Annotated in this window: 24 protein-coding genes and 1 riboswitch; of the genes, 12 read left to right on the top strand and 12 right to left on the bottom strand. The window is 69.7% G+C overall.

The genetic code is table 11. From position 1 onward, the window contains the following. Positions 1–148 precede the first annotated feature (148 nt). Positions 149–1093 carry a hypothetical protein gene (locus LTT66_RS15025; protein ID WP_233067834.1) on the top strand — a complete coding sequence of 315 codons (945 nt, stop codon included), beginning with the start codon at positions 149–151 and terminating at the stop codon, positions 1091–1093. Here LTT66_RS15025 and LTT66_RS15020 read toward each other — a convergent pair. Continuing rightward, entirely contained in the window at positions 1073–1906 is an 834-nt protein-coding gene (locus tag LTT66_RS15020) for a DUF1266 domain-containing protein (protein WP_181719071.1), read from the bottom strand. The two genes, LTT66_RS15025 and LTT66_RS15020, sit on opposite strands and share 21 nt — an antisense overlap. A gap of 155 nt (positions 1907–2061) precedes the next feature. Here LTT66_RS15020 and LTT66_RS15015 point away from each other — a divergent pair, with 155 nt between their 5' ends. After that, entirely contained in the window at positions 2062–2328 is a 267-nt protein-coding gene (locus tag LTT66_RS15015) for a DUF2277 domain-containing protein (protein ID WP_174188519.1), read from the top strand. A 7-nt stretch (positions 2329–2335) separates the two neighbouring features. Here LTT66_RS15015 and LTT66_RS15010 read toward each other — a convergent pair whose 3' ends face one another. Then, positions 2336–3649: a PucR family transcriptional regulator gene (locus LTT66_RS15010; protein WP_233067832.1), complete on the bottom strand. Its 1314-nt coding sequence runs from the start codon at positions 3647–3649 to the stop codon at positions 2336–2338. A 168-nt stretch (positions 3650–3817) separates the two neighbouring features. On the opposite strand from LTT66_RS15010, the gene LTT66_RS15005 reads away from it, so the two are divergent. From LTT66_RS15005 to LTT66_RS14995, 3 genes are all read left to right on the top strand, one after another. Next, positions 3818–5422: an aldehyde dehydrogenase family protein gene (locus LTT66_RS15005; RefSeq protein WP_233067830.1), complete on the top strand. Its 1605-nt coding sequence runs from the start codon at positions 3818–3820 to the stop codon at positions 5420–5422. Beyond that, positions 5419–6252, top strand: a complete 834-nt coding sequence (locus LTT66_RS15000; RefSeq protein WP_233067828.1) for an SDR family oxidoreductase — start codon at positions 5419–5421, stop codon at positions 6250–6252. Before LTT66_RS15005 ends, LTT66_RS15000 begins: the two co-directional genes overlap by 4 nt. 435 nt (positions 6253–6687) lie before the next feature. Next, positions 6688–7575, top strand: coding sequence for a LysR family transcriptional regulator (locus tag LTT66_RS14995; protein WP_181719076.1), 888 nt, complete (start codon positions 6688–6690; stop codon positions 7573–7575). 9 nt (positions 7576–7584) lie between these two features. On the opposite strand, the gene LTT66_RS14990 is transcribed toward LTT66_RS14995, so the two are convergent. Beyond that, on the bottom strand, positions 7585–9051 hold the full coding sequence (locus tag LTT66_RS14990; protein ID WP_233067826.1) for an amidase family protein: 1467 nt from the start codon (positions 9049–9051) through the stop codon (positions 7585–7587). 180 nt (positions 9052–9231) lie between these two features. Here LTT66_RS14990 and LTT66_RS14985 point away from each other — a divergent pair, with 180 nt between their 5' ends. From LTT66_RS14985 to LTT66_RS14975, 3 genes are read left to right on the top strand one after another with little or no spacing between them, the layout of a single operon-like run. Further along, positions 9232–11769 carry a serine/threonine-protein kinase gene (locus LTT66_RS14985; protein WP_233067824.1) on the top strand — a complete coding sequence of 846 codons (2538 nt, stop codon included), beginning with the start codon at positions 9232–9234 and terminating at the stop codon, positions 11767–11769. Further along, entirely contained in the window at positions 11766–14552 is a 2787-nt protein-coding gene (locus tag LTT66_RS14980; RefSeq protein WP_233067822.1) for a protein kinase domain-containing protein, read from the top strand. The genes LTT66_RS14985 and LTT66_RS14980 overlap by 4 nt, the downstream gene beginning before the upstream one ends. After that, the gene (locus tag LTT66_RS14975; RefSeq protein WP_233067820.1) at positions 14549–15265 is read left to right on the top strand and encodes a cyclase family protein; all 717 of its coding nucleotides are present in this window, start codon (positions 14549–14551) and stop codon (positions 15263–15265) included. Before LTT66_RS14980 ends, LTT66_RS14975 begins: the two co-directional genes overlap by 4 nt. Before the next feature lie 3 nt (positions 15266–15268). Here LTT66_RS14975 and hpt read toward each other — a convergent pair whose 3' ends face one another. The 4 genes from hpt to dacB all read right to left on the bottom strand — a co-directional run bounded on the left by hpt (position 15269) and on the right by dacB (position 19617). Continuing rightward, a complete protein-coding gene (hpt, locus tag LTT66_RS14970) occupies positions 15269–15823 on the bottom strand; it encodes a hypoxanthine phosphoribosyltransferase (RefSeq protein ID WP_040864524.1) in 555 nt (184 codons plus the stop codon). 53 nt (positions 15824–15876) lie between these two features. Further along, positions 15877–16968, bottom strand: a complete 1092-nt coding sequence (tilS, locus tag LTT66_RS14965; RefSeq protein ID WP_233067817.1) for a tRNA lysidine(34) synthetase TilS — start codon at positions 16966–16968, stop codon at positions 15877–15879. Positions 16969–17033: 65 nt separating this feature from the next. Next, positions 17034–18143: a zinc-dependent metalloprotease gene (locus LTT66_RS14960; RefSeq protein WP_233067814.1), complete on the bottom strand. Its 1110-nt coding sequence runs from the start codon at positions 18141–18143 to the stop codon at positions 17034–17036. A 13-nt stretch (positions 18144–18156) separates the two neighbouring features. Beyond that, on the bottom strand, positions 18157–19617 hold the full coding sequence (gene dacB / locus LTT66_RS14955) for a D-alanyl-D-alanine carboxypeptidase/D-alanyl-D-alanine endopeptidase (protein ID WP_408638798.1): 1461 nt from the start codon (positions 19615–19617) through the stop codon (positions 18157–18159). Between the two features lie 193 nt (positions 19618–19810). Here dacB and LTT66_RS14950 point away from each other — a divergent pair, with 193 nt between their 5' ends. Next, entirely contained in the window at positions 19811–20302 is a 492-nt protein-coding gene (locus LTT66_RS14950; RefSeq protein WP_043685919.1) for an inorganic diphosphatase, read from the top strand. A 135-nt stretch (positions 20303–20437) separates the two neighbouring features. Here the strand turns inward: LTT66_RS14950 and LTT66_RS14945 are convergent, their stop codons facing one another. Together LTT66_RS14945 and LTT66_RS14940 are read right to left on the bottom strand one after the other, a co-directional pair. Then, positions 20438–20680: a hypothetical protein gene (locus LTT66_RS14945; protein ID WP_195066575.1), complete on the bottom strand. Its 243-nt coding sequence runs from the start codon at positions 20678–20680 to the stop codon at positions 20438–20440. Positions 20681–20866: 186 nt separating this feature from the next. Further along, complete coding sequence (locus LTT66_RS14940; RefSeq protein WP_195066574.1) at positions 20867–21688, bottom strand: crotonase/enoyl-CoA hydratase family protein; 822 nt, start codon at positions 21686–21688, stop codon at positions 20867–20869. A 191-nt stretch (positions 21689–21879) separates the two neighbouring features. On the opposite strand from LTT66_RS14940, the gene LTT66_RS14935 reads away from it, so the two are divergent. From LTT66_RS14935 to LTT66_RS14925, 3 genes are all read left to right on the top strand, one after another. Continuing rightward, positions 21880–22200, top strand: a complete 321-nt coding sequence (locus LTT66_RS14935) for a 2-oxo-4-hydroxy-4-carboxy-5-ureidoimidazoline decarboxylase (RefSeq protein WP_043685845.1) — start codon at positions 21880–21882, stop codon at positions 22198–22200. Positions 22201–22254: 54 nt separating this feature from the next. Then, positions 22255–22731, top strand: coding sequence for a YbaK/EbsC family protein (locus LTT66_RS14930; protein ID WP_195066573.1), 477 nt, complete (start codon positions 22255–22257; stop codon positions 22729–22731). 78 nt (positions 22732–22809) lie between these two features. After that, positions 22810–23361, top strand: coding sequence for a flavin reductase family protein (locus LTT66_RS14925; protein ID WP_369123362.1), 552 nt, complete (start codon positions 22810–22812; stop codon positions 23359–23361). A gap of 6 nt (positions 23362–23367) precedes the next feature. Here LTT66_RS14925 and LTT66_RS14920 read toward each other — a convergent pair whose 3' ends face one another. The 3 genes from LTT66_RS14920 to LTT66_RS14910 form a co-directional block, all read right to left on the bottom strand. After that, positions 23368–23661: a helix-turn-helix domain-containing protein gene (locus LTT66_RS14920; protein WP_233067811.1), complete on the bottom strand. Its 294-nt coding sequence runs from the start codon at positions 23659–23661 to the stop codon at positions 23368–23370. After that, positions 23654–23866, bottom strand: a complete 213-nt coding sequence (locus LTT66_RS14915) for a type II toxin-antitoxin system RelE/ParE family toxin (RefSeq protein WP_233067808.1) — start codon at positions 23864–23866, stop codon at positions 23654–23656. The genes LTT66_RS14920 and LTT66_RS14915 overlap by 8 nt, the downstream gene beginning before the upstream one ends. 209 nt (positions 23867–24075) lie before the next feature. Further along, entirely contained in the window at positions 24076–25395 is a 1320-nt protein-coding gene (locus LTT66_RS14910; protein WP_233067806.1) for an aminotransferase class V-fold PLP-dependent enzyme, read from the bottom strand. A 50-nt stretch (positions 25396–25445) separates the two neighbouring features. Beyond that, positions 25446–25559: riboswitch (SAM riboswitch) on the bottom strand. Between the last annotated feature and the right edge of the window lie 154 nt (positions 25560–25713).

The raw sequence follows: 25713 nt of genomic DNA, 5'->3' as shown, positions 1-25713 counted from the left end.
GCTTCCTCCAAGTGGCAACAATCATGGCATGTTCGGCCTATCGTGAGCGACGACACAACCTCGCGGCGCGAGCGACGGGCACGTTAAGCGGTAGCTCGCAAACCACGAAAGCCCCGGGAGCGCCGCACCAGACACGAGCGCAGGGGGTATGGACATAGTCGAGCTACGGACACCCACAGCGATACTGCGTCACGGCCGCGGCAGGCTGATCATCCTGCGGCCCGGGTCCGACGGCGAGCGCGTCCTCGATGTCCCGGTGTCGGACCTGCTCAAGGTCCGGCTGAACCGGCGCGCGGACGACGCGGTCGTCATCGAGATCTATCTGCGTTACCCCACGCCGGTGCTCACCGGCGTGCCCGCGGACCGCACCCCGCTGCCGGTCCTGATCGCCGAGCACGACCTCCCGGCGGCCACCGAGATCATCGACCGGCTCAACGCGCACATCCTGGCCACCCAGCGCATCGACGTGGCGGCGCCGGATCTGCGCCCGCCTGCGCCCACCTGGGGCCGCGGCGGTCCCGTTCGCGCGGATGTGGAGCGGGCGACCCGAAGGATGTCGCCGCGCCGCGACACGAAGCAGGCGATAGCGGCTCTGCATCGTTACGTGACGCCGGACGAGTACGTCCTGGAGACCGCCGTCGCGGTCGCGCAACCACCCGCGGGCAACGGTTCCGGCCTGCTCGCCGCCACGACGGCGCGCCTGCTGTTCGTCTCGATCGGCGACGGCCGGTACGCGCACGAACTCCCGATTCCCGTGGTCTTGTGGGCGCGCGTCACCGACACCCCCACCGCGGGCCGCGGCGAGATCGGTCCCGGACGCGGCGCCACCGGCATCGAGGTGCACGACGGCAGCCGGACGCTGCATTTCACCGGCGTCGACCGCGCCGACACCGAGCGGGTCACCTGCGCGGTGAACTTCGCGGTGCGCAGGGAATCCGCCGACGGGGCCGCGGGCTCCGCGGATCCCGGTGTGGCCCAGCTGTATTCGGAGTGGGAGCTGCTGGTCGAGCGGCACTCCCTCGGCATGGTCGACGACGCGCAGTTCCAGCGTTACGGCCGCGGCATCCTGCGCTCACTCCCCGACGGGAACTGAGTTCAGCGCGACCCGACGCCACGGGCTGGTCGGGCGCAGCCACAGCCGCAGCAGCTCCTTGCGGCGATCGACGCCGCCGTTCTTCAGCTCGGCCAGGTCCTCGCATGCCTGCCAATAGGTCCAGCCGGTGAGGTAGGCGTCGCCGAACTGACGCCAGTTGCGGTACTTGCTCTGGGCCAGCGGCAGGGCGCGCGCGAGATAGCCCCAGGCCACGTCGGCGTCGAGGTAGCCGGCTGTGTAGGCCATCCTGGCCACCGCGACCACCCTGGCCAGATCCCAGGCGTGGATGTCGCTGGGCAGCGGCCGGGCCAGATGGTCGGTGAATCCGATCTTGATCGCCTGCGACCAGATGTCGTAGTCGCGGACCAGCGCCTCCGGATTGTCCATGCCGCGGAACGCGCCGACCTGCCGCAGGAACGCCCGGTGCCGGTCGGCCCGCTCGCCGAACCGATCGCGCTCGCTGGCGTTGATCGAGGCCGTCACCAGCGGGTGCACCAGCGCGTAGAGCGGGGCGTGCATGCCGTCGAGCAACTGCTCCATCGAGGCCTGCGCCTCGGTGCCGTCGGTGATGCCCCACGCTCCGGTGAGTGTGTCGATGGCCAGCTCGCGCCGGTCACCGAGGGGATGCGCGCGTTCGGGACCGAGCAGCAGCGCGTCGTGGAAGGCGTCCCAGCGCGCCGAGTAGAAGGCGCCGAGGGCCAACGCCCGCAGTTCGTCGTCGGATACCGCGGCGCCGGACCAATGGTCTTCCTCCCGCTCGTCCAGCTCCGCGTACGGAAACGTCGTCAAGGTCGGTACACCGCGCGCAGACATGCCCCCGATTGTTCCCCATCCGTCCCGGCGGACGCTCGGTATTCGCCGATGGCGCATGTTCGTCGCGCCGAGTGCGCGTCCGCTGGGCGAATAGTTTTCGACCTCGATGACTTCTTGCCCTGACGCATGTCGTGATCTGGGGCTAGTGTGCTCGCATGTGTAGAAACATCACCGTCCTGCGTGGTCTGGAACCTGCCGCAACCGAGCAGGAAATCTATGCCGCCGCACTGCAGTACGTGCGCAAGGTCGGTGGCGTGTCCGGCCTGAGCTCGACCACCAAATCGGCCGTCGACAAGGCCGTCGCGGCCATCGCGGAGGCGACCACCACGTTGCTCGCCGAGTTACCCGACCGCAGGGTGGCGCCGCCCACCGAGCCGCCACTGCGCCGCATCGCGGCGCGCGAGGCGGCAGCGGGAGAGTAGCCGCGGTTCAGGGCAGGGCGTCCGAGCCGTAGACGTCGACGCACACCAGCGCGATCTCCAGCGGCAAGCCCCGCTCTTCGATCGGATATCCCAGTAGCTGTTCGATCCGCTGCACGCGGTAGCGAACCGTGTTCTTGTGCACGCCGAGCGCTTTGGCCGTGGCCTCCGGGCTGCGGTGGCCGCGCAGATAGGCGTGCAGCGTCGCGCGCAGCCGCGCGGCGTTCGCATCCCGGCCCGCCAGCGCGCCCAGCTCACGCTCGACCAGCCCGCGCATGGCCGCTTCGTCCGCGCCGGCCAGGTAGGCGATCTCCACCGTTCGATACCCGGTGACCCGCGGGCCGCCCGCGGGTGCCCGCTCGGCGACCTGCCGCGCGGCGACCGCCTCGCGATGACTGCGGCGGAAGCCCGCGATTCCCGCGGCAGGCACACCGAACGCGACCCGCACCGGCGCTTCGACCTGCGCCCCGGCCAGCCGCTCCAGCTGTCCCGGCGCCGCGAGTTCGGCGGCGCGTTCCACGTCGTCCGAACCGGCCCACGCCCACATGGCGCTGGCGCCGGACGGAACGGTGAGCACCCGTGCGCTGCCGAACGACGCGGCCAGCCGGGCCGCGACCCGGTCCAGCAAGCCGGTCGCCTCCGCGTCCGCGCCCGCGGGCTCGCCGGTCGGCTCGTCGGTCCACAGCACGAAGGCCAGGTGTTGCTGGGAGAGCCGGTAGCCGAGCCGCACCGACGCCTGCTCGACGTCCACGTCGTCGCCGTCCAGCAGGGCGCGGACGGTCTCGGCCCGCCGGTTGATGGCGGCGCGCAGAACTTGTTCGCGCTCCTCCATGTAGGTGTCGGTGAGCAATTCGACCGAGGTGCTGATCCATTTGGTGGCCCGCTCGAACAACCGCAGCAGCACCACGCGCTCGAGTTCCGGCGTGGTCCGCCGCTGCTCGACGACCTCGGTCATGTAGTCCAGCACCGCCTCCATGCCCACGTGATAGACCCGCAGCAGCAACCGGAGCTCGAAGCCGCGCCGGGCCACGCTGCGCGCGAACGCGTGCGCCTCCTCCGGCAGCGAGAACTCGAAGGCGTCGCTGGGCAGGCGGCTGAGCACGATCCTCGCGTGCGCCCGGGTGCTGGCCGCGAGGTCGCGGCGCATATCGCGATCGGCGAGTTCGGGGATTCGCGCGATGATGACGTCGTCGAGCCGGGTGACGATCCGCTCCAGCGTCTCCGCGCGCATCGTCTCGTAGACGTAGTCGGCCAGCCAGTCGCGCACCTCGTCGGGCGCCGGGCTCGGCCGGTCCCCGGCGCGCGGCGTGGGCCCCACGGTCATCGCCATCTCCTCAGGCCGACGCTGTTTGTTACCCGGAGACAAATTTGCCCTTCTTCCTTGACAATCTGGGCCAAGAAAGTCTCTTCGAATTGTGTCACGATCATAGTTCAGTGGCCTGACTCACAGTAGTCAGCGGCGGTTCAACACAACGTCAGTGGGAGAACAGCAGTGACCAATACGGAACCCGCGCCCGCGACCGAGAAGGCGCAGGCACGCGAGACGACCGCGAAGAAGGACGGTCCCGCCGTCATCCAGGTGCGCAATCCCGGCACCGGCGAGGTCGTCGGCACGGTGCTGGACGAGACCGCCGAGGCCGTCGCGGCCAAGGTGCGCGAACTGCGGCTGTACCAGCCGGAGTGGGAGGCGATCGGGCCCGAGGGCCGCAAAGTCTGGCTGCTGAAGTTCCAGGACTGGCTGATCGACAACACCGACCGCCTGGCCACCGTGCTGCAGTCCGAAACGGCCAAGCCCCGGGTGGACGCGCTGATCGACCCGGGTTTCGCCACCGACCTGATCGGCTACTACGCGCGCCGCGCGGCCAAATTCCTGGCCGACGATCACCCGTCGCCGCACAGTCCGCTGGCCCGGGTCAAGCGATTGACCACGGTTTACCGGCCCTATCCGGTGGTCGGCGTCATCACGCCGTGGAACTTCCCGCTGGCCATGCCGGTGATGGACGTGTTCCCGGCGCTCGCCGCCGGGGCGGCCGTCATCCTCAAGCCGTCCGAGGTGACGCCGCTCTCGGCGCTCGAACTGGCGAAGGGCTGGGCCGAGATCGGCGCGCCGCCGGTCCTGGCCGTGGTCACCGGAGCGGGAGCGACCGGCGCGGCCGTGGTCGGCAACGCCGACTACATCCAGTTCACCGGCTCCACCGCGACCGGCCGGAAGATCGCCGCCGCGTGCGTGGAGCGGATGGTGCCCTACAGCCTCGAACTCGGCGGCAAGGACCCGGCCATCGTGCTCGCCGACGCCGACCTCGATCGCGCCGCGCACGGTATCGCCTTCGGCGGCATGTTCAACTCCGGCCAGGTCTGCATCTCCGTGGAGCGGGTGTATGTCGAGGCGCCGGTGTACGACGAGTTCGTCGCGAAGCTGACCGCCAACGTCAAGGCGCTGCGCCAAGGGCTGGACGGGCGCGAGTCGAAATACGACGTGGGTGCGCTGGCCAACGAGAACCAGGTGGCCATCGTGCAGCGCCACGTCGACGAGGCCGTCGCGGCCGGCGCGAAGGTGCTGACCGGCGGCAAGCGGGCCGGGTTCGGCACCGCCTTCGAGCCGACCGTGCTGGTCGACGTCGACCACACCATGTCCTGCGTCAGCGAGGAGACCTTCGGGCCCACCCTGCCGGTGATGAAGGTGGCCGACGAGTCCGAGGCGATCCGGCTGGCCAACGACTCCGTCTACGGGCTTTCGGCCTCGGTGTGGACCGGCGACAAGGCGCGCGGCGAGCGGATCGCGCGACAGCTGAACGCGGGCGCGGTCAATATCAACGACGTCTTCGCGAACCTGTTCAGCTACGCGCTGCCGATGGGCGGCTGGGGTCTGTCCGGCGTCGGCGCCCGCTGGGGCGGCGCGAACGGCGTGCGCAAATACTGCCGTCAGCAGGCGCTCACCACGCCGATCCTGCCGACCCAGCAGAAAGAACTGTTCTGGTACCCGTATTCGATGCCGAAGCTGCTGGTCGCGCTCGGCGCGATGCGCGCGGCGGGCGCACGCGGTCTGCGGCGTCTCGACATTCCGGCCCTGTTGAAGCTCGAGGGAGACGGCAAGTGACCGAAACGAAGCAGATCCGCGGCAAGGTCGTCGTCATCACCGGTGGGGCCCGCGGCATCGGGCTCGCCACCGCGACCGCGCTGCAAGCCCTCGGCGCGCAGATCGCGATCGGCGACATCGACGAGACCACCGTCAAGGAGTCGGGCACCGCGCGGAATTTCGAGCACTACGGCAAGCTCGACGTCACCGATCAGGAGTCGTTCGACGGCTTCCTGGACGAGGTGGAGCGCACCCTCGGCCCGATCGACGTGCTGATCAACAACGCGGGCATCATGCCGACCGGCAAGGTGGTTGACGAGCCGGAGGAGCTGACCCGGCGCATCCTGGACATCAACGTCTACGGCGTGATCCTTGGCTCGAAGCTGGCGCTGCGCCGGATGCTGCCGCGCCGCACGGGGCACATCATCAACATCGCCTCGCTGGCCGGTGAGACCCACATCCCCGGCCTGGCCACCTACAACGCCAGCAAACACGCGGTGCTCGGGTTCACCGACACGCTGCGGGAGGAGTATCGCGGCACCGGCGTGCGCTTCTCCTCGGTGCTGCCGACGCTCACCAACACCGAACTCGGTTCCGGCGTCACCCCGCCCAAACTGCTGCGTCCCGCCGAGCCGGAGGAGATCGCCGACGCCGTCGCCAAGCTGATCGTCGCGCCGAAGTCGAAGGTCCGGGTGACCGCGGTGGCAGGGTTCATCTCGCAGTTCGTCGGCCTGCTGCCGGAGGCGCTCGGGGACGGCATCGGCCGGGCGCTGGGGTCCGGCCGCGCGTTCCTCGACGACGTCGACGCCGACAAGCGCAAGGCATACGAGGAGCGCGCCCGCGGCGCGTGAGCGCGGGCGCCGAGCCGGGGCGCCACGGCCGGGATTCGTCTCGACCGTGGCGCCTCGCTGCGTTCTGGAGCACACCGGGGGCGACCGCCGAGGCGTTCGAAAACTTTTTTGTGAGGAAGATCACCTGATGACTCCGCCACCCCGGGCAGCCGGTCAGCGGCAAATTCTCAGCCGATAGGCGGCAACCGCAGCGGTGTCCACAATCCGCTACCGCCGCCCCGCTATGCTGCTATTACTGCTGGTCAAGCGCCCAGGTAGGGAAAGGCGGCGATAACCGTCGGCGCGTGCCGAGAATTCGCCAACTGCCTAGTGCGCAGTACCATCGCAAGCAATATGCTGTCTCTAACAAACCTGTCGACTGTTTCGGCACCCGTATCCGAACTTTTCGGCCTGATAAGGCTGGAAATTCCGGACTGATTCTGATAGCAAGGGGCTATGGACCCGCACTTGCGCGACCTGCGGTATTTCGTCGCCGTCGCTGAGGAACTGCACTTCACCAACGCCGCTCAGCGGCTGCACATCGCACAACCCACCCTGTCGCGTCAGATCCGTCAGCTGGAACGTCAGCTCGACGTGGTCCTGTTCGACCGCAACCAGCGCAGTGTGGCGCTGACCGTCGCGGGCAAGGAGCTGCTCGAAGGCGCCCGCAAGATCCTGGAGCTGTGGGAGGTCACCAACGTCTCGCTCCAGGAGGCCGGCGAGGTGCTGCGCGTCGGTATCCAGTCCGCGCTCGGCCGCGGCCTGCTCAGCGATCTGGAGAGCGCGAGCGGACATCGCCTCGCGCTGCACGCGGCCTCGTGGACCGATCCCTCCAGCGGGCTCGCGGGCCGTCAGGCCGACCTGGCGCTGGTCTGGCTCCCGCTGCCGGACCAGAGCCGCTACCGCTGGCAGGTACTGCGTACCGAACCGCGCTGGGTGCTGCTTCCGGAGAACCACCCGCTGGCCGCCTCGGAGACCATCGAGTTCGCCGATCTGCTCGACGAGCCGTTCGTGGCACTGCCCACCGAAGCCGGTGCGGTGCGCGACTTCTGGCTCGGCAACGACGGACGCGGCGGCCGCGCGCCGAAGATCGGCGCCGAGGCCGCGACTGCCGAGGACAAGCTGGAAGCTGTGAGTCTCGGCCTCGGCGTGCTCCTGCTCGCCGAGAACAATGTGCCGATGTACCGCTGGCCCGGTCTGACCGCACGCCCGGTGTCGGGCCTCGCGCCGTGCGAACTCGCCGTGGCGTGGCGGGCCGACGACAACCGGCCGACCATCCTCGAGTTCGCCGGCCGGGCCGTCGACGGCGGTTTCGCGGCGCAGCAGTCGCCGGTCAGCGTCTGAACCAGCGGGTCAGGGCGCGGTGCGCTGCCAGGGACAGCGGGCCTCCATCTGCGCGGACAGCCGCAACAGGGTGGATTCGCTGCCGGGTGATCCCGCGAACTGAGCGGCTACCGGCGTGTCCGACCGAGGGTGCATGCCCATAGGAACGGAGGCGGCGGGCCAGCCGACAAGGTTCCACAGCGGGGTGAAAGGTGCCAATCGCGCACCGGCGAGCAGAGTGGCCGGTCGATCGCGGAAGTGCCAGGCCCGCGCCATGGGCGGCGGGGCGGCGAGCGTGGGAGTGATCACCACGTCGTAACGCTCGAAGAACTCCAGTAGTCGTGCTTCCACCCGGTCGATCTGGGCGGGGTGGGCGAGCCGGAACCGCTGCACCGCCCGGCCGAGGGCCAGGCGACGGCGGGTTCTGCGGGATAGCTGGTCCGGCTCAGGTAGCGCGGGGACGTCGCGTGCGCTGAGGGCCAGCCAGCGTAGAAACGCCGCGAACACGGCGTTTCCGTACGGTAGCGCGGCGGGTTCGACCAAGTGGCCCGCCGCCGCGGCCACCGAGGCCGCTCTGCGCGCGGCTGCCGTCCAGTGCCGGTCGACACGCAGTAGCGGAGAAGGCGGATCCACGGCCAGGCCGATGCGTAGTCGGCCGGGTGGGTCCACCTCGGCTAGGTCCGGCCGCGCCGCCAGGACCGACAGCGCCAGCGCGGCGTCGTCCACGCTCGTGGCGAGCACACCGTTTTCCACCGAGCCCGCCCACGCGCCCACATCGGGGACCGTGTGCTGCCCAGGTTTGATGCCGAAGACCCCACAGCACGCGGCGGCGACCCGCACCGCGCCCAAACCGTCACTGCCGTGCGCCACCGGGACCAGCCCGGCCGCGACCGCGGCGGCGGCCGCGCTGCCCGCGTTGCGTGCCGGGTTCCACGGATTGCGGATGACGCGCTCGGTGCCCGCGCTGGTCGACCAACGGCCGAGTTCGGGGGCCGCGACGTGCCCGAGGACTACCGCACCCGCCGCGCGCAGCCTGGCCACCACCGGATGATCCGTGGTGGCCGCCGGACCCCACGGCGCGGGCTCGCCCGCGATCGGGGTCCCGTGTTCGACCGCGACCGGCACACCGGCCATCGGCAGCACGTCGAGGTCGGCGCGCTCCATCAGGCCGACCGACTCGGCCATGGCCTGCTCGGCGCGAAGGACGCTGAACACGTTGTCCTTCCGGTCCGCCGCGGCGATCCGCGTGCCTGCGTCCGCCGCCACTTGGCCGGGATGCAGCAGGCCGTCGCGCACGCAGGCCGCGATCGTGGCGGCCGGGCCGCGCTCCGAGCCGGATCCGGCCTCCCTGAGGCGCTCCGGCCGTTCGCCGACCGCGGTCACTCGTACTCCGGTGAGCGTCGGTTCGGTGGTCTTCGCATTCGGAACGGTTGTTCGCGGCGCGGCCTTCGCCGCCGACATCGAGCCGTTCGCCACTACCGCGGCCTCGTCAGACATGTGCTGGTCATCCCCCGTCGCGTCGTTGTCGAAATCGGGTGATCCACTGTCGAGCCGCAAGTTATCATTTCGAATACGGCGCGGGGGATGATGGAGTCGGGTGTGGCGAGAAATTTTCGCCTCATCCGGCCAAAGACCGATGCGGATACCGCGGCGTCCGCCGAGCCACTAGGTCCGAGCATGAGTGTGAACTCTGAGAGAAGTTTCGATCCCGACACAGGTGTTTCCACCCGTGCGAGGAGTGGCGGGCTGTTACGTGCCGAATCCGACGCGGTGGCGGCGTTCTCCGCGGCGTGGAAATCCGCCCGGCGCCCACCGACCATCGCCGAATTCCTTCCCGACGCCACGACCTTGCGCCGCGAAGCCCTGCTGGGGCTGATCCGCGTCGACTTACGTCATCGCTGGCTGCACCGTCCGGGGTCCGCGCCGGAACACGCCGCTCGCATGCGCTTGGCCGATTACTGCGCCGAATTTCCCGAACTCGGGTCCGACGATATTCCGGCCGGTCTGGTGTACGAGGAGTTCGTCATCCGCCGCCAGAGTGGGGAGCGGGTCGACCCACGCGAATGCCTGCGCGAATATCCGCGGCAGGCGGAGGAACTGCGCGAGTTGTTGAACGCCGACGAGCTCGACCAGAGCACGCGTCGCGCGACGCTGGACGATTCCACCCGGACCGCCCTCGCGCACCCCGGCTCCGACCTCGCCGACACCGCGTTGAACCAAACCGCCGAGTCCTCTCGTGATTCTGAGATGACCAGAACGACCGCCGCCGATCCGATGGGCACGGCCACCGCCGTGCCCACGACGATCGGTACCGGACCGGTGCGCTACATCGCGCTCGACCGCATCGAGATCGGGCAGCGGATCGATGATTTCGATCTGCTGACCGGTTTGGGCAGCGGCGCGTTCGCCCGGGTCTTCCTCGCGCGGCAACGCTCACTGCAACGGTTGGTCGCGGTGAAGATCTCCGCCGATCACGGCACCGAGCCGCAGACGCTGGCCCAACTCGACCACGACTACATCGTGCGGGTCTTCGACCAGCGGCTGCTCGACGACGCCGAGGGCGCCGCGCGCCGGCTGCGACTGCTCTACATGCAATTCCTCCCCGGTGGCACGCTGCTGGGCTTGCTGCGCTGGGTGCGCGCCACCCCGCCCGCCGAGCGCAGCGGCCGGCTGCTGCTGGACGCCGTGGACGTCGCGATGGAGGAGAAGGGCGAGATCCGGCCGACCGATTCCAGCGTGCGCGCCGAACTCGCGCGGTTGAGCTGGCCGGAGACGGTGGCCTGGCTGGGCCGCAGACTGGCCGAGGCGCTGGACTACGCCTCCTCGCACGGTGTGCTGCACCGCGACGTGAAACCGGCCAACGTCCTGCTCACCGCCGAGGGCGTGCCGAAACTGGCCGACTTCAACATCAGCTTCAGCCGCAACGTGGAAGGCACCAGCCCGGTGGCCTACTTCGGCGGCTCACTGGCATACATGTCGCCGGAACAGCTGGAAGCCTGTCATCCCAGCTTCGGTCGCAACGCGGCCGACCTGGACACCCGCGCGGACATCTATTCGCTCGGGGTGGTGCTGTGGGAGCTGCTCACCGGCGCGAAGCCGTTCGACGACAGCACGGCGGGGGCGGGCAGGCACGGCGACGACACCACCCTGGAAGCCATGCTGGAGCGGCGCAGCAGCGGCGTGGACGCGGCCGCGCTGGAGCGGGTTCCGCCCGACTGCCCCGCCGCGTTGCGCCGCGTGCTGCTGACCTGTCTCGCACCGGAGCGGGCCGACCGCTGGTCCAGAGGCGCGCTGCTGGCCAGGCAGCTGGAGATGTGCCTGGACGGGCGCGCGCGGGAGTTGGTCGATCCCGCGCCGAACAGCTGGCGGCGGCGGCTGCGCCCGTACATCGTGCCGATCGCGCTGGTGGCGGTGGCACTGCCGAACGTGCTGGCTTCGCTGTACAACATCCAGCACAACCAACACCTGATCATCAGTCGGATGACCGAGAATGCCCAGCAGACCTTCCTGATCATCACCGGCACCGTGAACGCGATCTTCTTCCCGGCCGGTATAGCGCTGGTGCTGTACATGGCCAGATACGTGCTCACCGTGCCGCGCGGTCTGCGCAAAGGACGACGGTACGACCCGCAGACCTTACAGCGCGCCAGACGGGACGCTCTGCTGATGGGCGATCGTGCCGTGGCCGTGGCATTCTCACTGTGGGTACTGGCCGGAATGATCTTCCCGCTCGCGCTACAAGTGTCGACCGGAGACATATCGGCGCGCGCCATAGTGCACTTCTTCTCCTCGCTGGTGGTCTGCGGCGCCATCGCGGTCGCCTATCCCTTCTTCCTGCTGACCTTCTACATGGTGCGGTGCATATATCCGGTGTTCCTGCGGCACGGGGACATCAGCCCCGCCGACGCGGTGTGGCTGCGCGGCCTGGACCGGCGCTGCAACGGGTATCTCGCGGTGGCCGCCTCGGTGCCGCTGCTCGCGGTCGCCGGAGTGACCTTCCTGCCCCCGTCCGACATCCCGTCGGTGATCTTCGCCGTCCGGCTGCTGTGCGTAGGGGGCATACTCGCGTTCGTGGGTACCTATCTGCTGTTTCGTGCGCTCGAAGCGGATCTGCGGGCGCTGGAGCGGGTTGTCGACCCCGAAGCTGCCGGACAGGGGCCTCCCGAGGGCCGATCCGCACGTGTGGAAACGGCCGACGTGGAGACCGACACGTGAGTTCTCCGCGCACCGATGCCGTCGTCCGGTTCGCCGCCGACTGGCAACGCAGCCTTCACAGCGATCGGTTGCCGCCACAGATCCGCGACTACGTGCCCGACGGCACGCAGGTGCGCTTGACCGTCCTCGTCGATCTGATCCGAGTGGATCTGCGGCGGCGCTGGGAGCGCGAAGGGCTCGGCAAGCGGATCGCGGAGTATCGCGAGGAATTTATCGAGCTGGCGGGCAGCCCCGGACTCCTGGATCTGGTGTGCGAGGAATTCCTGGCGCGCCGCGGACGCGGACCGCTGCCGACGGAGGACTTTCTCGCCGAATATCCGGACCTCGCCGACGCCATCCGCGAACGCCTCGCCGATTTCGCCGTCGAGGATGCCGACGAGGCGGGCGAATCGAGCGACGCCCTGGCCGCACTCGCCGACCTCGCGCCCGGTCTGCGGATCGATGACTTCGACCTGCTCACCGACCTGGGCGCCGGCCTGCTCGGCCGGGTCTTCCTGGCCAGGCAACGTTCCATGCAGCGGCTGGTCGCCGTCCGGTTCTCGGCGGGACGGGCGGGTGCGCCGCACACGATGGCCCAGCTCGACCACGCCCACATCGTGCGCGTCTTCGACCAGCGGGTGCTCAGCGCCGACGCCGCACGCACCCTGACCGTCGCCGGTGCGCCCGCGAACGGCAGCCACACCCTCGCCACCACAGCCGACGCGGAGTCGACCATCGCCGCGCCGCGCCCCGCGATCGCCGAGCCGTTCGAACCCGACGCCACCGTCGCGGCCCCACCGCCCGGCCGGTCCGCGAGCCGCCCCGACGACGACGCCACCATCGCCGCCCCCGGCCTCCCCGGCACCGAACGCGCCGACCTATCCGCCGAACGACGCCCGACCGCAGACGACGCCACTGTGGCCGAGGCACACCTTCGCGACACCGAACGACGTCCAGCCGCAGACGACGCCACCGTCGCAGCGGCGACACACGCCCCCCGGACCCCTGAAGGCAGCGACGACACCACTGTCACCAGCCCGTACCGTGCGCGCCGCCCACGCCGCGACGGCACGCCGGTTCCCGATCACGAGGCCGGGCAGTCGGCGGAATCCGGCAATGGCACCGCGGTACTCGACGATCCGGACGCGACGCGGGCGGACTCCATCGCTCCTGACGCCATCCCGAGGGACTACGCCGACGCCTCGACGGGCAGGCCACCATTGGCCCCGCCGGCCCCCCTGCCGCGCCTGGTCTACATGCAGTACCTCCCCGGCGGCACCGCGGTCGGCGTCCTCGAGCAGCGCCGTCGCGGCCCGGTGACCGACGGCGGCGCGCTGCTGCTGCGCGCGTTGGACACCGCCATGGAGGCCAAGGGCGAGATCCGGCCCTCGGATTCCAGCGTGCGCGCCGAAATCGCGCGGCTGAGCTGGCCGGAGACCGTGGCGTGGGTGGGCAGGCGGCTGGCCGACGCCCTCGATTACGCCGAGCACCACGGCGTACTGCATCACGACATCAAGCCGGCGAACGTCCTGTTCACCGCGGAGGGCATCCCGAAGCTCGCCGACTTCGCCCTCGGCGAGGCGGCGGCCCGCATCCCCGTGCCACGCGATCCCGGCGCGACCGACGCACTCGTCTACCGCTCCCCGGAGCAGCTGGCCCATTATCTGGATCCCGGTGCGCCCGCGCCGGGCAACGCCAGCGACGTCTACTCCCTCGGGGTGCTGCTGTGGGAAATGCTGACGGGCGCGAGTCCGTTCGACGATCCGCCGCCCACCGAGGAGGGTTCGGTCACCGAGACGTACGCGCGGATGCTCGCGGTGCGCCGCGACGGCGTCCCGGCCGCGGCGCTGTCCCGCCTACCCGAAGACACCCCGGCCGCGCTGCGCCGCGTGCTGCTGGAGTGCCTGCACGCGGACCCGCGGCGCCGCTGGCGCAGCGGCGCGGAACTCGCGGGACAACTGGACCTGTGCCTGGACACCCGCGCACGCGACCTGGTCGATCCCCCGCCGAACAGCCTCGCGTACCGAGCGCGCGGCTGGCTGCTGCCGGTCGCGGCGCTGTGCGTCGGCGTCCCCAATGTGCTGGCCAGCTTCTACAACATCCAGCTGAACCAAGCCCTGATCATCGATCGGATGGCGGCGGCGGATCAAGAGAAATTCGCGGCGGTCGGATTGATCAACAATCTCGTCGCGTTTCCGGTCGCCGCGCTGCTGCTGCTGTTCATGACCCGGCGGCCGCTCACCATCGCGTTCCGCCTCCGCCGTGGCGAGGGGTACTCCGCGCGGACGCTCGCGAAAGCGCGCCGGGACACGCTGATGATGGGTGATTGGGCGGTCTGGATACCCTTCGGATTCTGGCTGGTCGCGGGCATCATCTGGCCGCTGGGTCTGGCCTTCTCGGGTGTCGACCTGCCGCGCGGGACCTTCTTGCATTTCTTCGCCGCGCAGGTGGTGTGCGCGGCGATCGCGCTGGCCTATCCGTTCTTCCCGATCATGGTTTACGCGGTGCGCTCGATCTATCCACAGCTCTTGGTGCGCGGCGGCATCGGCCCCGGCGACGAGAAGCAGCTGCGCGCGCTGGCCAAGCGCGGAAATTTCTATCTCGGTGTCGCGGCGTCGGTTCCGCTGCTGGGCGTGGCGAGCGCGACCTTCGTCAACGCCGCCGACCTGGAGTTGGTGATCGTTCCGGTGCGCGTGCTGAGTGTGGGTGGCATCCTGGCCTTCGTGCTGACCTACCGGCTGTTCCGGCTCCTCGAAGCAGATCTGCTCGCGCTGGCCAGAGCGATTCCGCAGCGGACCCGATGACCACACCGCGCCCGCTGGGACGGTTGGTGAATCTGTCGCACGTCCACGATCCGGCCACCACGCCGCTGTACCCGGACGATCCCGAATTCCGCGCCGACCTCGTGGCCACGATCGCCGACGACGGCTACTACCTGCGCTACATCCAGCAGGGCGAACACACCGGAACCCATTGGGGCGCACCGATCCATTTCCGCGCCGACGGGCTGGCCGCGGACGAACTGGAGCTGGACGATCTGCTGCTGCCCGCGGTGCGGATCGATGTCCGGCAGCTCTGCGCGGAGGATCGCGACTACGCCGTCACGGTCGGCGATCTGCGGGGATGGGAGGCGGAGCACGGCCGGATCCCGGACGGCGCCGCGGTGATCGCCTGGACCGGCTGGGACGCCAAGTGGGGTACGCCGGAATTCGTCGGCACCGGCGAATCGTCCGGTCGCCAACCGGGTTTCGCGGTGGAAACGGTGCAGTGGCTGTTGCGCACCGGCAGGCTCGGCCGCCGAGGCGCGCTCGGCATCGATACGTTCGGCCCTGACCTGGGTACCGACGAGACGTACGCGGTGTCGAAGCTGCTCTACGGCGAGCACCGGATCAGCCTGGAGTGCTTGGCGAACCTGGCCGCGCTGCCCGCGACGGGCGCGTGGGTACTGGTGGGCGGACCGCTCTACCGCGGTGGTTCAGGTTCCCCCGCAACGATTTTCGGCATCCTGCCGGGCTGACGCTCAGCCGCCGTAGACCTTGGGGTCCAAGGTGCCGATGTAGGGCAGGTCGCGGTAACGCTCCGCGTAGTCGAGGCCGTAGCCGACGACGAATTCGTTCGGGATGTCGAAGCCGACGTGCGCGACTTCCACGGGCGTGCGTAGCGCGTCGGGTTTGCGTAGGAGGGTGACCACCTCGAGCGACGCCGGGTTGCGGGTGGAGAGGTTCCGCTTGAGCCACGACAGCGTGAGCCCGGAGTCGATGATGTCCTCGACGATCAGGACGTTGCGGCCCGCGATGTCCTTGTCCAGGTCCTTCATGATGCGCACCACGCCGGAGGAGGAGGTCGACGACCCGTAGGACGAGACGGCCATGAACTCCATCTGGGTCGGGATCGGCAACGCCTTGGCCAGGTCGGTCATGAAGAAGATCGCGCCCTTGAGCACGCCCACCAGCAGCAGGTCACCCTCGGGTGCGTCGGGGGGATACCGCTTGGCGATGAGTTCGGCCAGCTCCTGGGTCTTCGCGGCGATCTGCTCCTCGGTGATCAGCACCGACGCGATGTCGTCCCCGTACACGTCAGCTGAATTCCTTCCGTGGTGGTGAGCCCGTCGGGCCGGTTCGGTCTGCGTCATCGCCTCCGATGCCCATCCTCACTCAGCCGCAGTGTCAGCCTGCCATGTTCGCGCCCGGCGACCAACCTGCTACCCGGCCTTCCTCCGCCGACCGCGACACCGCCCTGCCCGCGCCAAGCCGTCACCAGTTCGTCGACTGCCTGTAAATGCTTCGTGGTCAGGGCTTTCGCACCGTGGTCCAGCAGCCATGCCCGAATTGCCCGTTTCCGCAGGGCGGCGGGCGCAGTGGCGAGGGTCTCGATCACCAGCGCCCGGCCATCACTCGCGTTGTGCCGCAGTTCGGCGGCGAGCGCGTCCAGCACCGCGCCGTCCGCACGCAACTGCTCGGCCGTGCGCGCCAAGGCCGGGGCCACCCCGCCGCCGAGGATCTGCTCCAGCAGCGGCAACGCCTCGGTGCGCAGCCGGACCCGGGTGAACTCCGGGGCGGCGTTGTGCGGGTCGTCGTGTGGTGGAACGCCCAGGTCGGCGCACACCTGCCGGGTGGTCGCCCGTCGCACGCCGAGCAACGGCCGCCCCCACGGCTCGGCGCACGGGGCCATCCCTTGGATAGAGCGGCCACCCGAACCGCGCGCGAGGCCGAGCAGCACCGTTTCGGCCTGGTCGTCGAGCGTGTGCCCGAGCAGCACCGGCAGGCCGTCGCGCGCCGCGTCCAGCGCGGCGTAGCGTGCCCGGCGCGCCGCGGCTTCCACACCGCCCTCGGTGCCGACCTCGACCGGAAGCACCCGCGCGGACCGGCAGCCCAGGGCGAGTGCCCGGGCCGCCGCCTCGGCCGCCACCGCGCCGGAACCGGGTTGCAGCCGGTGATCGACCACCAGCGCGTGAACAGCGTTCGTCTCCACCACCGCCGCGGCCGTGAGGGCCAGCGAATCCGCGCCGCCCGAGAGCGCGACCGCGACCGCCTGCTCGTCGGTCTCCCGCGGTCCGAAATCGGCCAGCCAGTCCCGGACCGCCCTGCGCACGGCGAGCACGGCCGCGGTCTCGGGCAGGCGCCGCGCGGGATCGGCGGCGGGCGCGAGTGGCGGCACGGAACCGGACGACCCGGCCTCCGATCCGAAGCGCCCGGGTGTGGTTCCTGGCGCACGCCCCATGGGCGCAGCCTACCGGCCTGCCTCACTCGGCGGTTGACCGCCGGGGCAGAAAAGGCCCTGCTAGCTCAAGCCAGCACCCGTTCGATCCAGCGCTGCGGCTGCTCGATCTCGTCGGTGCGCGGGAGCGTCTCGGCATCGGTCCACACCGTGTTGAACCGCGTGGTCCCGACGGTGGCGACCACCTCGTCCACGAACTTCTTGCCGCGCACGTACTGGGCGACCTTCGCGTCCACGCCGAGCAGGGCGCGCAGGATGCGCTGCACCGGGTTGGTGGGACGCTTGCGCCGCTGGTCGAACGCGGTGCGGATCTGCTCGACCGACGGAACGACCGCAGGGCCGACCGCGTCCATGACGTGATCGGCGTGCCCCTCCAGCAGCGTGCCGAGCATGAGCAGGCGGTCCAGCGCCGCACGCTGCGGCGGTGCCTGCGTGGCACGCAGCAGGCCGACCACCCCGCGCGCCGCCGGGTCATCGGAGGCTGTTCCGCGGCGGCGGTCGCGCACCTCCTCGACCAGCCGGGACAGCATGTCGCTCACCGGCTCGTCGCCGACCTCGCCGAGCACTTCGACATTGGCGCGCATGTATTCGGCGAGCCAGGGCGCCGAGGAGAACTGCACCCGGTGGGTCACCTCGTGCAGGCAGACCCAGAGCCGGAAATCGCTCGGCGACACCCCGAGCGCGCGCTCGACCGCCACGATGTTCGGCGCGACCAGCAGCAGGGTGCCGTCCGGTCCCGTGAACGGGTCGTACTGGCCGAGGATCGCGGTGGACAGGAAGGCGAGCATCGCGCCCGCCTGCACACCGGCGGGTTTGCCCGCCAGCGGCTTGCGCTCGACCGGCGCCCCACCGGTGCCGGTGAGCTGGGCCATCGAGTCGGCGGCGGCTCCGATCCACCCCGGCCGGTCGACGATCCTGGCCGCCGGGACCGGCCGGTCGTCCAGCAAGCCGCTGACCTCGCGGACCGGCCCCTCGGCTCGCACGGAGGAATCGGCGAGCTCGGCGACGACCTGTTCGGCCGAATAGCGCGACGTGCGCGGACCCGCGGGCGCGAGGGCCGAGCCGGTTCTAGCGGCCAAGCGCCAATCGACCACGCCGGACAGACCCGAGCGGCCCTTGCGCCGCTCGACGACGTCCGCGGCGCCGGATTCGGCTGTGTCGGAACCTTGCTGGGTCATGATCAACCACCCGTCACGAGCATCCACAATTTCGCAGCGTGCCTGCGATCGCGTCCAACGCGGGCCTGCTCACCTCCGGCGGTCGGTCGTTCGACATCAGAGCGAAGGTCAGCACCCGCCCATCGGCGTCCAGCACATACCCGACCAACGCGCTGGACACCGACAGAGTTCCGGTCTTGGCGCGCACCCAGCCCGCGGCTTGGCGGTCGCGGGCGACGTAGCGGCCGGTCAGCGACCCGGTTGCGCCGGCGACCGGCAGAGCGTCGAGCATCGGAGCCAAGGTGGCGGCGACGCGGTCGTTCTCGGGCTTGGCCTTGGTACCGGCCGGTTGCACCGCCGTGGCGCCGGTCGGCTTGGCCGCGGTCGCCACGACCCGGTCGAGCAATCGCGCGGGAATCCGGTCGTCGACCGAAAGCCCGCTGCTGTCGTGCATATCCAGGCCGGTCAGATCGAAACCTGCCGTGCTCAGCGCCGTGCGCACCGCGGCGACCCCGCCGTCGAAGGACGCGTCGTCACCGGTGGCCGCGGCAAGCTCCCGTCCGATCGTCTCGGCCAGCACGTTGTCGGAGTACACCATCATGTCGCGCAGCCGGTCACGCAGCGGCGCCGACCGCACGGAGGCGACCTCGGCCGCGCCCGCGGGCGCGACGCCCGCCCGGACCCGCGCCGGGTCGAGCCCCAGCTCGACCGCCAGTCGCCGGCCCGCGTCCAGCGCGGGCGTGGCGGTACGCGGCGAGTACTCGACGAGCGGCTGCAAGCGGCCGCCGTCGATCATCACCGACTCGATCGGGGCGATGGAACCCTCCGGGATGTCGATCGGGTCCCAGCCCTTCGCCATGGTCGGGCCCGCGAAGGCGGAGGTGTCCACGACGATCGTGTCCACCGGGCGGCCCGCGGTCTTGATCTGGCCGACCAGGTCGGACAGCCGCGGACCGTTCGGGTAGTACCCCTTGCCGTCCGGCTGCGCGGTGAGAGTCGGATCGCCGCCGCCGACCAGCACCAGCTCGTTCGGCGCCGCACCGGCGACCACCTTCGTCGTCACCCGGTGCTCAGCGGGCAGCGTGAGCAGGGCGGCCGCCGTGAGGAGGATCTTCGCGGTGGACGACGGGATCATCGGCCGGTTCGCGTCACCGCTCCACAGCACGATCGCGCTGTCGGCGTCGGTCACCTGCCCCGCGAACGCGCCGAGGTCCGGGTTGCCGATCACCGGCGCCAGTGCGGCGGCGATCCCCGCGGCACTCGGCGCGGAACCGGTCGACCGGGCCGGACCGATCCGCGGGGAGGGCTCGACCGGCGCGGGCGCGGCGACGACGGTCAGACCGCCGTGCCGGAACTCGTCGGTCCACGGCCGCACCGTGACCAGTGCCACCACGGCGACGGCGAGCAGCACGATCAGCGTGGTCGATATCCAGATCCATCTGTTGCGGCGCCGCCGGGCGGCCAGCCCACCGATGTTCTCGTTGCCACCAAACACGTCGCCGCCGCTCTCCTGACCGATTCCCGCAGCAGCCGCCTGCCGCACCCATGTCCGCGCCGACCACACTATCCTCGTTGCGCAACCGTTCCCCTGAACAACCTGGCGAGTCGGCACTCCGCAGCGGCCGAGTCGGCAGTCGCCGAAAGAAGCCGAGTCGCCGGGCTCGGCACCGATGCACGAAGGAGATGGCGTGGAGTTCGACGTCACGATCGAGATCCCCAAGGGTTCCCGGAACAAGTACGAGGTCGATCACGAGACCGGCCGGGTCCGGCTCGACCGGTTCCTGTACACGTCCATGGTCTATCCCGCCGACTACGGTTTCATCGAGAACACCCTCGGCGAGGACGGTGACCCGCTGGACGCGCTGGTCCTGCTGCCCGACTCGGTGTTCCCGGGTGTGATCGTGGAGGCCCGTCCGGTCGCGATGTACAAGATGACCGACGAGGCGGGCGGCGACGACAAGGTCCTGTGCGTGCCCGCGGGCGACCCGCGCTGGGACCACATCCAGGATCTGAAGGACGTCCCGGAGTTCGAGCTGGCCGCGATCAAGCATTTCTTCGAGCGCTACAAGGACCTGGAGCCCGGCAAGTACGTCAAGGGTTCGGAGTGGGTCGGTCGCGCCGAGGCCGAGGCCGAAGTGGAGGCGTCCATTCAGCGCCTGAAGGACCAGGGCGGGCACTGAAAGTCCGCTGGACACAACGAAAGCGGGGAGTCCGTTCCATCGGACTCCCCGCTTTCGTTGTGACCTGAGATTCGGATCTCGGAAGGCGAAAAGGGACACCCGGATGCCGGATGCCCCTTCTCTGTGACAGGTGGCTCAGTAGTAGATGTAAAGGTCCCAGCCGTCCCAGGCTTCGATGCACTCCCAGTAGTAGCCACCGGTGCTCGGCGACTCGCCGTCGGCGCGGCAGGCGTTCAGCGTGGCGTAGGTGCCGACGTAGGTGCCGCCGTAGGCGACGTCCTGGTAAACCGGCGCGGCCGAGGCCGAAGCAGCCGTCGACACCCCGGCGACGGCGGCGATGGCCAGCAGACCAGCGGCGAAGAAGGACTTGATACGCATTGGTTTTGCTCCTGAATGCGAGGCGAAATTTCTGACGTCCCAAACGATATGGGCGATCGGCGCCTCGCACACCCACCCCTAGGGTGAGGGCAAAGCAACCCTGAGGCGAATCACCTTGCCCACCCTCGATACCCACCCTTGGGTACGGGCACGGCGCGCCCACGGCGGTGCGGGCGCGCCGTGGGGTCACCGGCCGCGGAACTCGGGCGCGCGCTTCTCGAAGACGGCCTTGATCGCCTCGGTGAGATCCTCCGAGGGCAGGAACGCGGCATTCCACGCGGAGACGTAGCGCAGGCCCGCGGCGACCTCGTCCTTGCGGCGCTGATCCAGCACGTCCTTGACGCCCTGCACCACCAGCGGCGGATTGGCGGCGATCTCGCGCGCGGTGGCGTGCGCCGCGTCCAGCGCCGCTTCCTGGTCCGGGAAGACGTCGTTGACCAGGCCGATCTTCTCCGCTCGTGCGGCGTCGATGTCCTTGGCCGTGTAGGCCAGCTCGCGCAGGTGACCCTCGCCGATGATGCCGGGCAGCCGGTGCAGCGAGCCGATGTCGGCGACGATCGCGACCTTGGCCTCACGCAAGCTGAACTTGGCGTCCGCGCTGGCGTAGCGGATGTCGACCGCCGCGATCAGATCCAGCCCGCCGCCGATGCACCAGCCGGACACCGCGGCGATCACCGGCTTGCGGCAGTCCGCCACCGCCGTGACCGAAGCCTGCATCTTGCGCAGGTCGGTGAGGAAGTCGGTACGCGGCGCGGCCAAGGCGCGCTCGGCCATCAGCGGACCGAACGTGCCGCTCATCGCGGGCAGGTCCAGACCGTAGGAGAAGTGCTTTCCCGAGCCGGTCAGCACGATGGCGCGCACCTCCGGGTCGGCGTCCAGTGCCTGGAAGACCTCCGGCAGCTCGCGCCAGAAGTCGGGACCCATCGCATTTCCCTTGCCGGGGCCGGTCAGCGTCACCTGCGCGACGTGATCCTTGGTTTCGACGGTGAAAGCCTGCCAATCTGTCATTTGTACAGCGTATCGAGGTGACGCGCGGCCGGTATCCCGGCCCGGGAGATCCCGGTATGCAAGGATTCGCGGTGAAACTCCGCAGCGTGTAAATCCTGTGCAAAATGGCGGCGGCGCACTGGTTCCCGGCTCGCCGGACGGCGGATCATGGTCGAGTCAGCAAACCTCATTCATCGGGTTCGGAGGACACCATGCTGATGCATCGGGGAATCGGCCTGGACCGGTTCAACGAAATGCCGCGCGCCCGCGCGGTGCACGCCCTGTACGAGTGCTGCTGCAACGTCACATGGGCCGCCACACTGAGCGACGCCCGACCGTATCCGGACCGGGATGCCCTGCTGACCAAGGCCGATCTGGAACTGCTCGCGCTGTCTCCACGGGATGTCGACCGCGCCTTCGAAGCGGTTGCGCACGAACCGGTCTCGTCGCGCGATCTGCCGGAGCTGGCGCGGATCACCCGCGAACGGATCGCCGGGATGCTCGGTCCGAGCGAGGGCTACCCGGAATACTGAGCCCGCGATTCGACTTGTCCGGCGTACCGTCCGCAATCGCTCTACCCTGGTGAGATGCGCAGGTCGTCATTGCCACCGGTCGCCTGCCGGGTCGCGGACACCCTCATCTCCCGAGGTCATCATGGACTCATCGTCGCCCAGCCGGAACCGACGCACACCGCGGCGGACGCCGCGCGCGCACTCGGCGTCGACGTGGGGGCGATCACGAAATCGCTGGTGTTCCTGCTCGACGACGACCCGGTGCTGCTGCTGGTGTCGGGCGAGCACCAGGTCGACTTGGACAAGACCGGCGCGCGTCTGGAAGGCACACTGACCCGCGCTCCCGCCGATATGGTGCGCGCGGTGACCGGTCAGCCCATCGGCGGCGTCGCGCCCGTCGGCCACCCGACGAACCTGCCCACCTGGGTGGACAACGCGCTGGGGCGCCATCGCGAGATCTGGGCGGCGGGCGGGCACCCGAACACGATCTTCCGCACGTCGTTCCCGGAATTGCTGCGGATCACCGCCGGTCTCCCGCTCGACGTGGACTGACTCCGGCGCACGGGTCGCAAATCATGCCGAACGCCACACACACCTCGCGTGCGGGCAATCCGGGCGTAGTTTCGTCATGTGACCGACGCACCACGCCCCGAGACGGAACTGCGGATCCCCGATGACCTGAGCGGCATCACCGCGGAGCAGTACCGCGCGTCCATGCGCCACTATCCGGCCGGCGTCACGGTCGTCACACTGCATTCGCCGCGGGGGCCGGTCGGCTTCACCGCGACCTCGTTCGCTTCGCTGTCCCTGGACCCGCCGCTGGTCTCGTTCAACATCGCGCACACCTCCTCCAGCCTGTCCGCCATGCGAGACGCCGAGTCCGTCGTCATCCACTTCCTCGGCGAACACCAGCAGCACCTGGCGCATCGGTTCTCCCGGACCGCCGAGGAGCGCTTCACCGACCGCGCCTTGTGGACCACCCTGGACACCGGCGAGCCGGTCCTGCACGGCACCCCCATCTGGCTACGCGCCACCGTGCACCAACTGATCCCCATCGGCGACCACACCTTCGTCGTCGGCTTGGTCACCCGGGTGCACGACAACACCGACGAGAAACCCGCCGCCGCGCCACTGCTGTATTACAACGGGCGCTACTACCGCCCGACCGCACTGGGCGACTGACTCCGGCTACGCCACCCGAGGCCGCACCTGCACCACCAACTCCGCGTCGAGCGCGCGGGCCAGCCGCTCCAGCACCGGAAGGCTCGGCACCGTCCCACCCGCCTCGAACCTGGCGACCGCGGACTGGGTCATACCTGCGGCGTCGGCCAGCCCAGTCTGACTCCAGCCACGCTCCTCGCGCATGCGCCGAATCGTTCGACCGAGTTCGTAGGCCAACCGGGCCGCTTCGTAAGCTTCAGCGGCGGCCGGCTCCTTCATCCGGCGGTTCCTGATCTCCGCCCATCCACCACGCTCAGCCATTGATCTCATCCTCCTCGGCCGTGTGCCGCGCCGCGATGCAGCGGTCAAGCGCTCGCCGCGCTCGTTCAACCTCGGCATGCTCCCGCATCCTCGTCTTGACGAACACGGTCAGCATCACAATCCGACGCCCAGGTGCAATCCAGTAGGTCAGCCGGACCGCGAAATTGCCCAAATAGAACCGCAGTTCCCGCAGTTTACCGTCCAACTGCCGCGTGTACGGTTCACCGAGTAGCGGCCCTTGTCTGCAAGCAAATCGATGTAGAACGCCACTCGGGCGAATGCGACCGAGGAGAGTTTCTCCAACCAATCGCGTACCTCCGGTTCCAACTCCACAATACCCCAACCCATAGCATCAATGCTATATCCACTTCTGCTGCGGAAGGGTCCAGTTCCGGAACTGAGGCCGCGCTCGCGTTATTCGACGAGGCAGGGGGCGGCGCCGCTGGGGGCGGTGGAGGTGAAGGGGCGGGTTTCCGGGGTGGGGTTCCACAGGCCGTTGGTGGGGGCGTAGTTCCAGGTGGGGCCGGTTCGCACGAGTGCGGCGAGCGCATCGATCAGGCGGTCCACGTCGGCGGAGGTGGTGCCGAGACCGATGCTGGCGCGCAGAGCGCCGTCCAAGCCGAGGCGGGTGAGCAGCGGGTGGGCACAGAAACGTCCGTCACGCACGCCGATGCCGTGTTCGGCGGAGAGATAGGCGGCGACATGGCCGGGGGCGAAGTCGTCGAGCGTGAAGGCGACGATGCCGACGGAATCGGGGCTGTCGATCCAGATACGCAACTGCTGGACACCGGCAATAGCTGCCAAGCCGTCGCGCAGGCGGTCGGCGAGCCGGTGTTCGTGCGCGGCAAGGGTTTCGGCGTCGATGGCCCCGAGCGCGTCACAGGCGGCCGCCAGCGCGGCGGCGCCGAGCACATTCGGCGACCCGGCTTCGTGGCGCTGCGGAGCGGGCGCCCACTCGGCCCCGTCGATACTCACCTCGCGCACTGCCCCGCCGCCCGCCAGATAGGGCCGCGCCGCGTCGAGCCAATCCCTTCTGCCCACCAGCACACCCGCACCGAACGGCGCGTACAGCTTGTGCCCGGAGAACGCCAGGTAGTCGATTCCGATGTCGCGCAGGCTGATCCGCCGATGCGGCGCCAATTGAGCCGCGTCCACCAGGATCCGGGCGCCGCACTGGTGGGCGATGGTGGCCAGCCGCTCCAGCGGAAGCACCTCCCCGGTCACGTTCGACGCGCCGGTCACCGCGAGCAAGGCGGCGGGCCTGCTGCACAGTTCGGCGACCAACCTGCCGACGGTCTCCTCGACCGTGTCGGCGGCCGCTACGACGCGGCGACCGCGCCTCGTCCACGGCAGGAAGTTCGCGTGGTGCTCGACGTCGAGCACCACGGTGTCACCGGGAACGCAGGAGGCGAGCAGATTCAGCGAGTCCGTGGTGTTGCGGGTGAAGACCACCACCTGGTCATCGGCGGCGTCGAGGAACCGGGAGACCGACCCGCGGGCGGCCTCGTAGCACTCGGTAGAGATCCGGGAGGCGTAGCCCGCGCCGCGATGCACGCTCGCGTAGTACGGCAGCAACTGCTGCACGCGGTCGGTCACCTGCGTCAACGCCGGTGCGCTCGCCGCGTAGTCGAAGTTGGCGTAGGTCGCCGTTCCACCCTGCACCAGCGGTACGCGCAGTTCGTCACCGGAGACTCGGGCGAGTGCGGCACAGGCATTGTCGACAGCAGTAGTCATCACGTGAAATCCCGTCGGCTCAGGGACCCGCAATCGAAAATGATTCGTCGAGTCCGCGCTTGCCGCGCCCAGTTGGGCGGCGGCCGGGTCGTCACCCGGAGCACCCCACCGCGGAGGAGGGTTGCCGGCCAGCAAGCCGGGGCTTGACGCTGGCACTCATGACCTGACCCGAGAGTGGCAGAAGCGCCCCGGCGCTGTCAACCACGTTCCACCCGAGCTTCCACGAGCACCGCGTGGACATAACCACCACGCGAGAGCCATTACAAGCACCCCCACGACAGCGCGCGAGCCGCGTCGACCCGACGCTCTGCGTGGACC

Source organism: Nocardia gipuzkoensis, assembly GCF_021183645.1.
GTDB lineage: Bacteria > Actinomycetota > Actinomycetes > Mycobacteriales > Mycobacteriaceae > Nocardia > Nocardia abscessus.
This window is presented reverse-complemented; position numbering and strand designations above follow the sequence as displayed.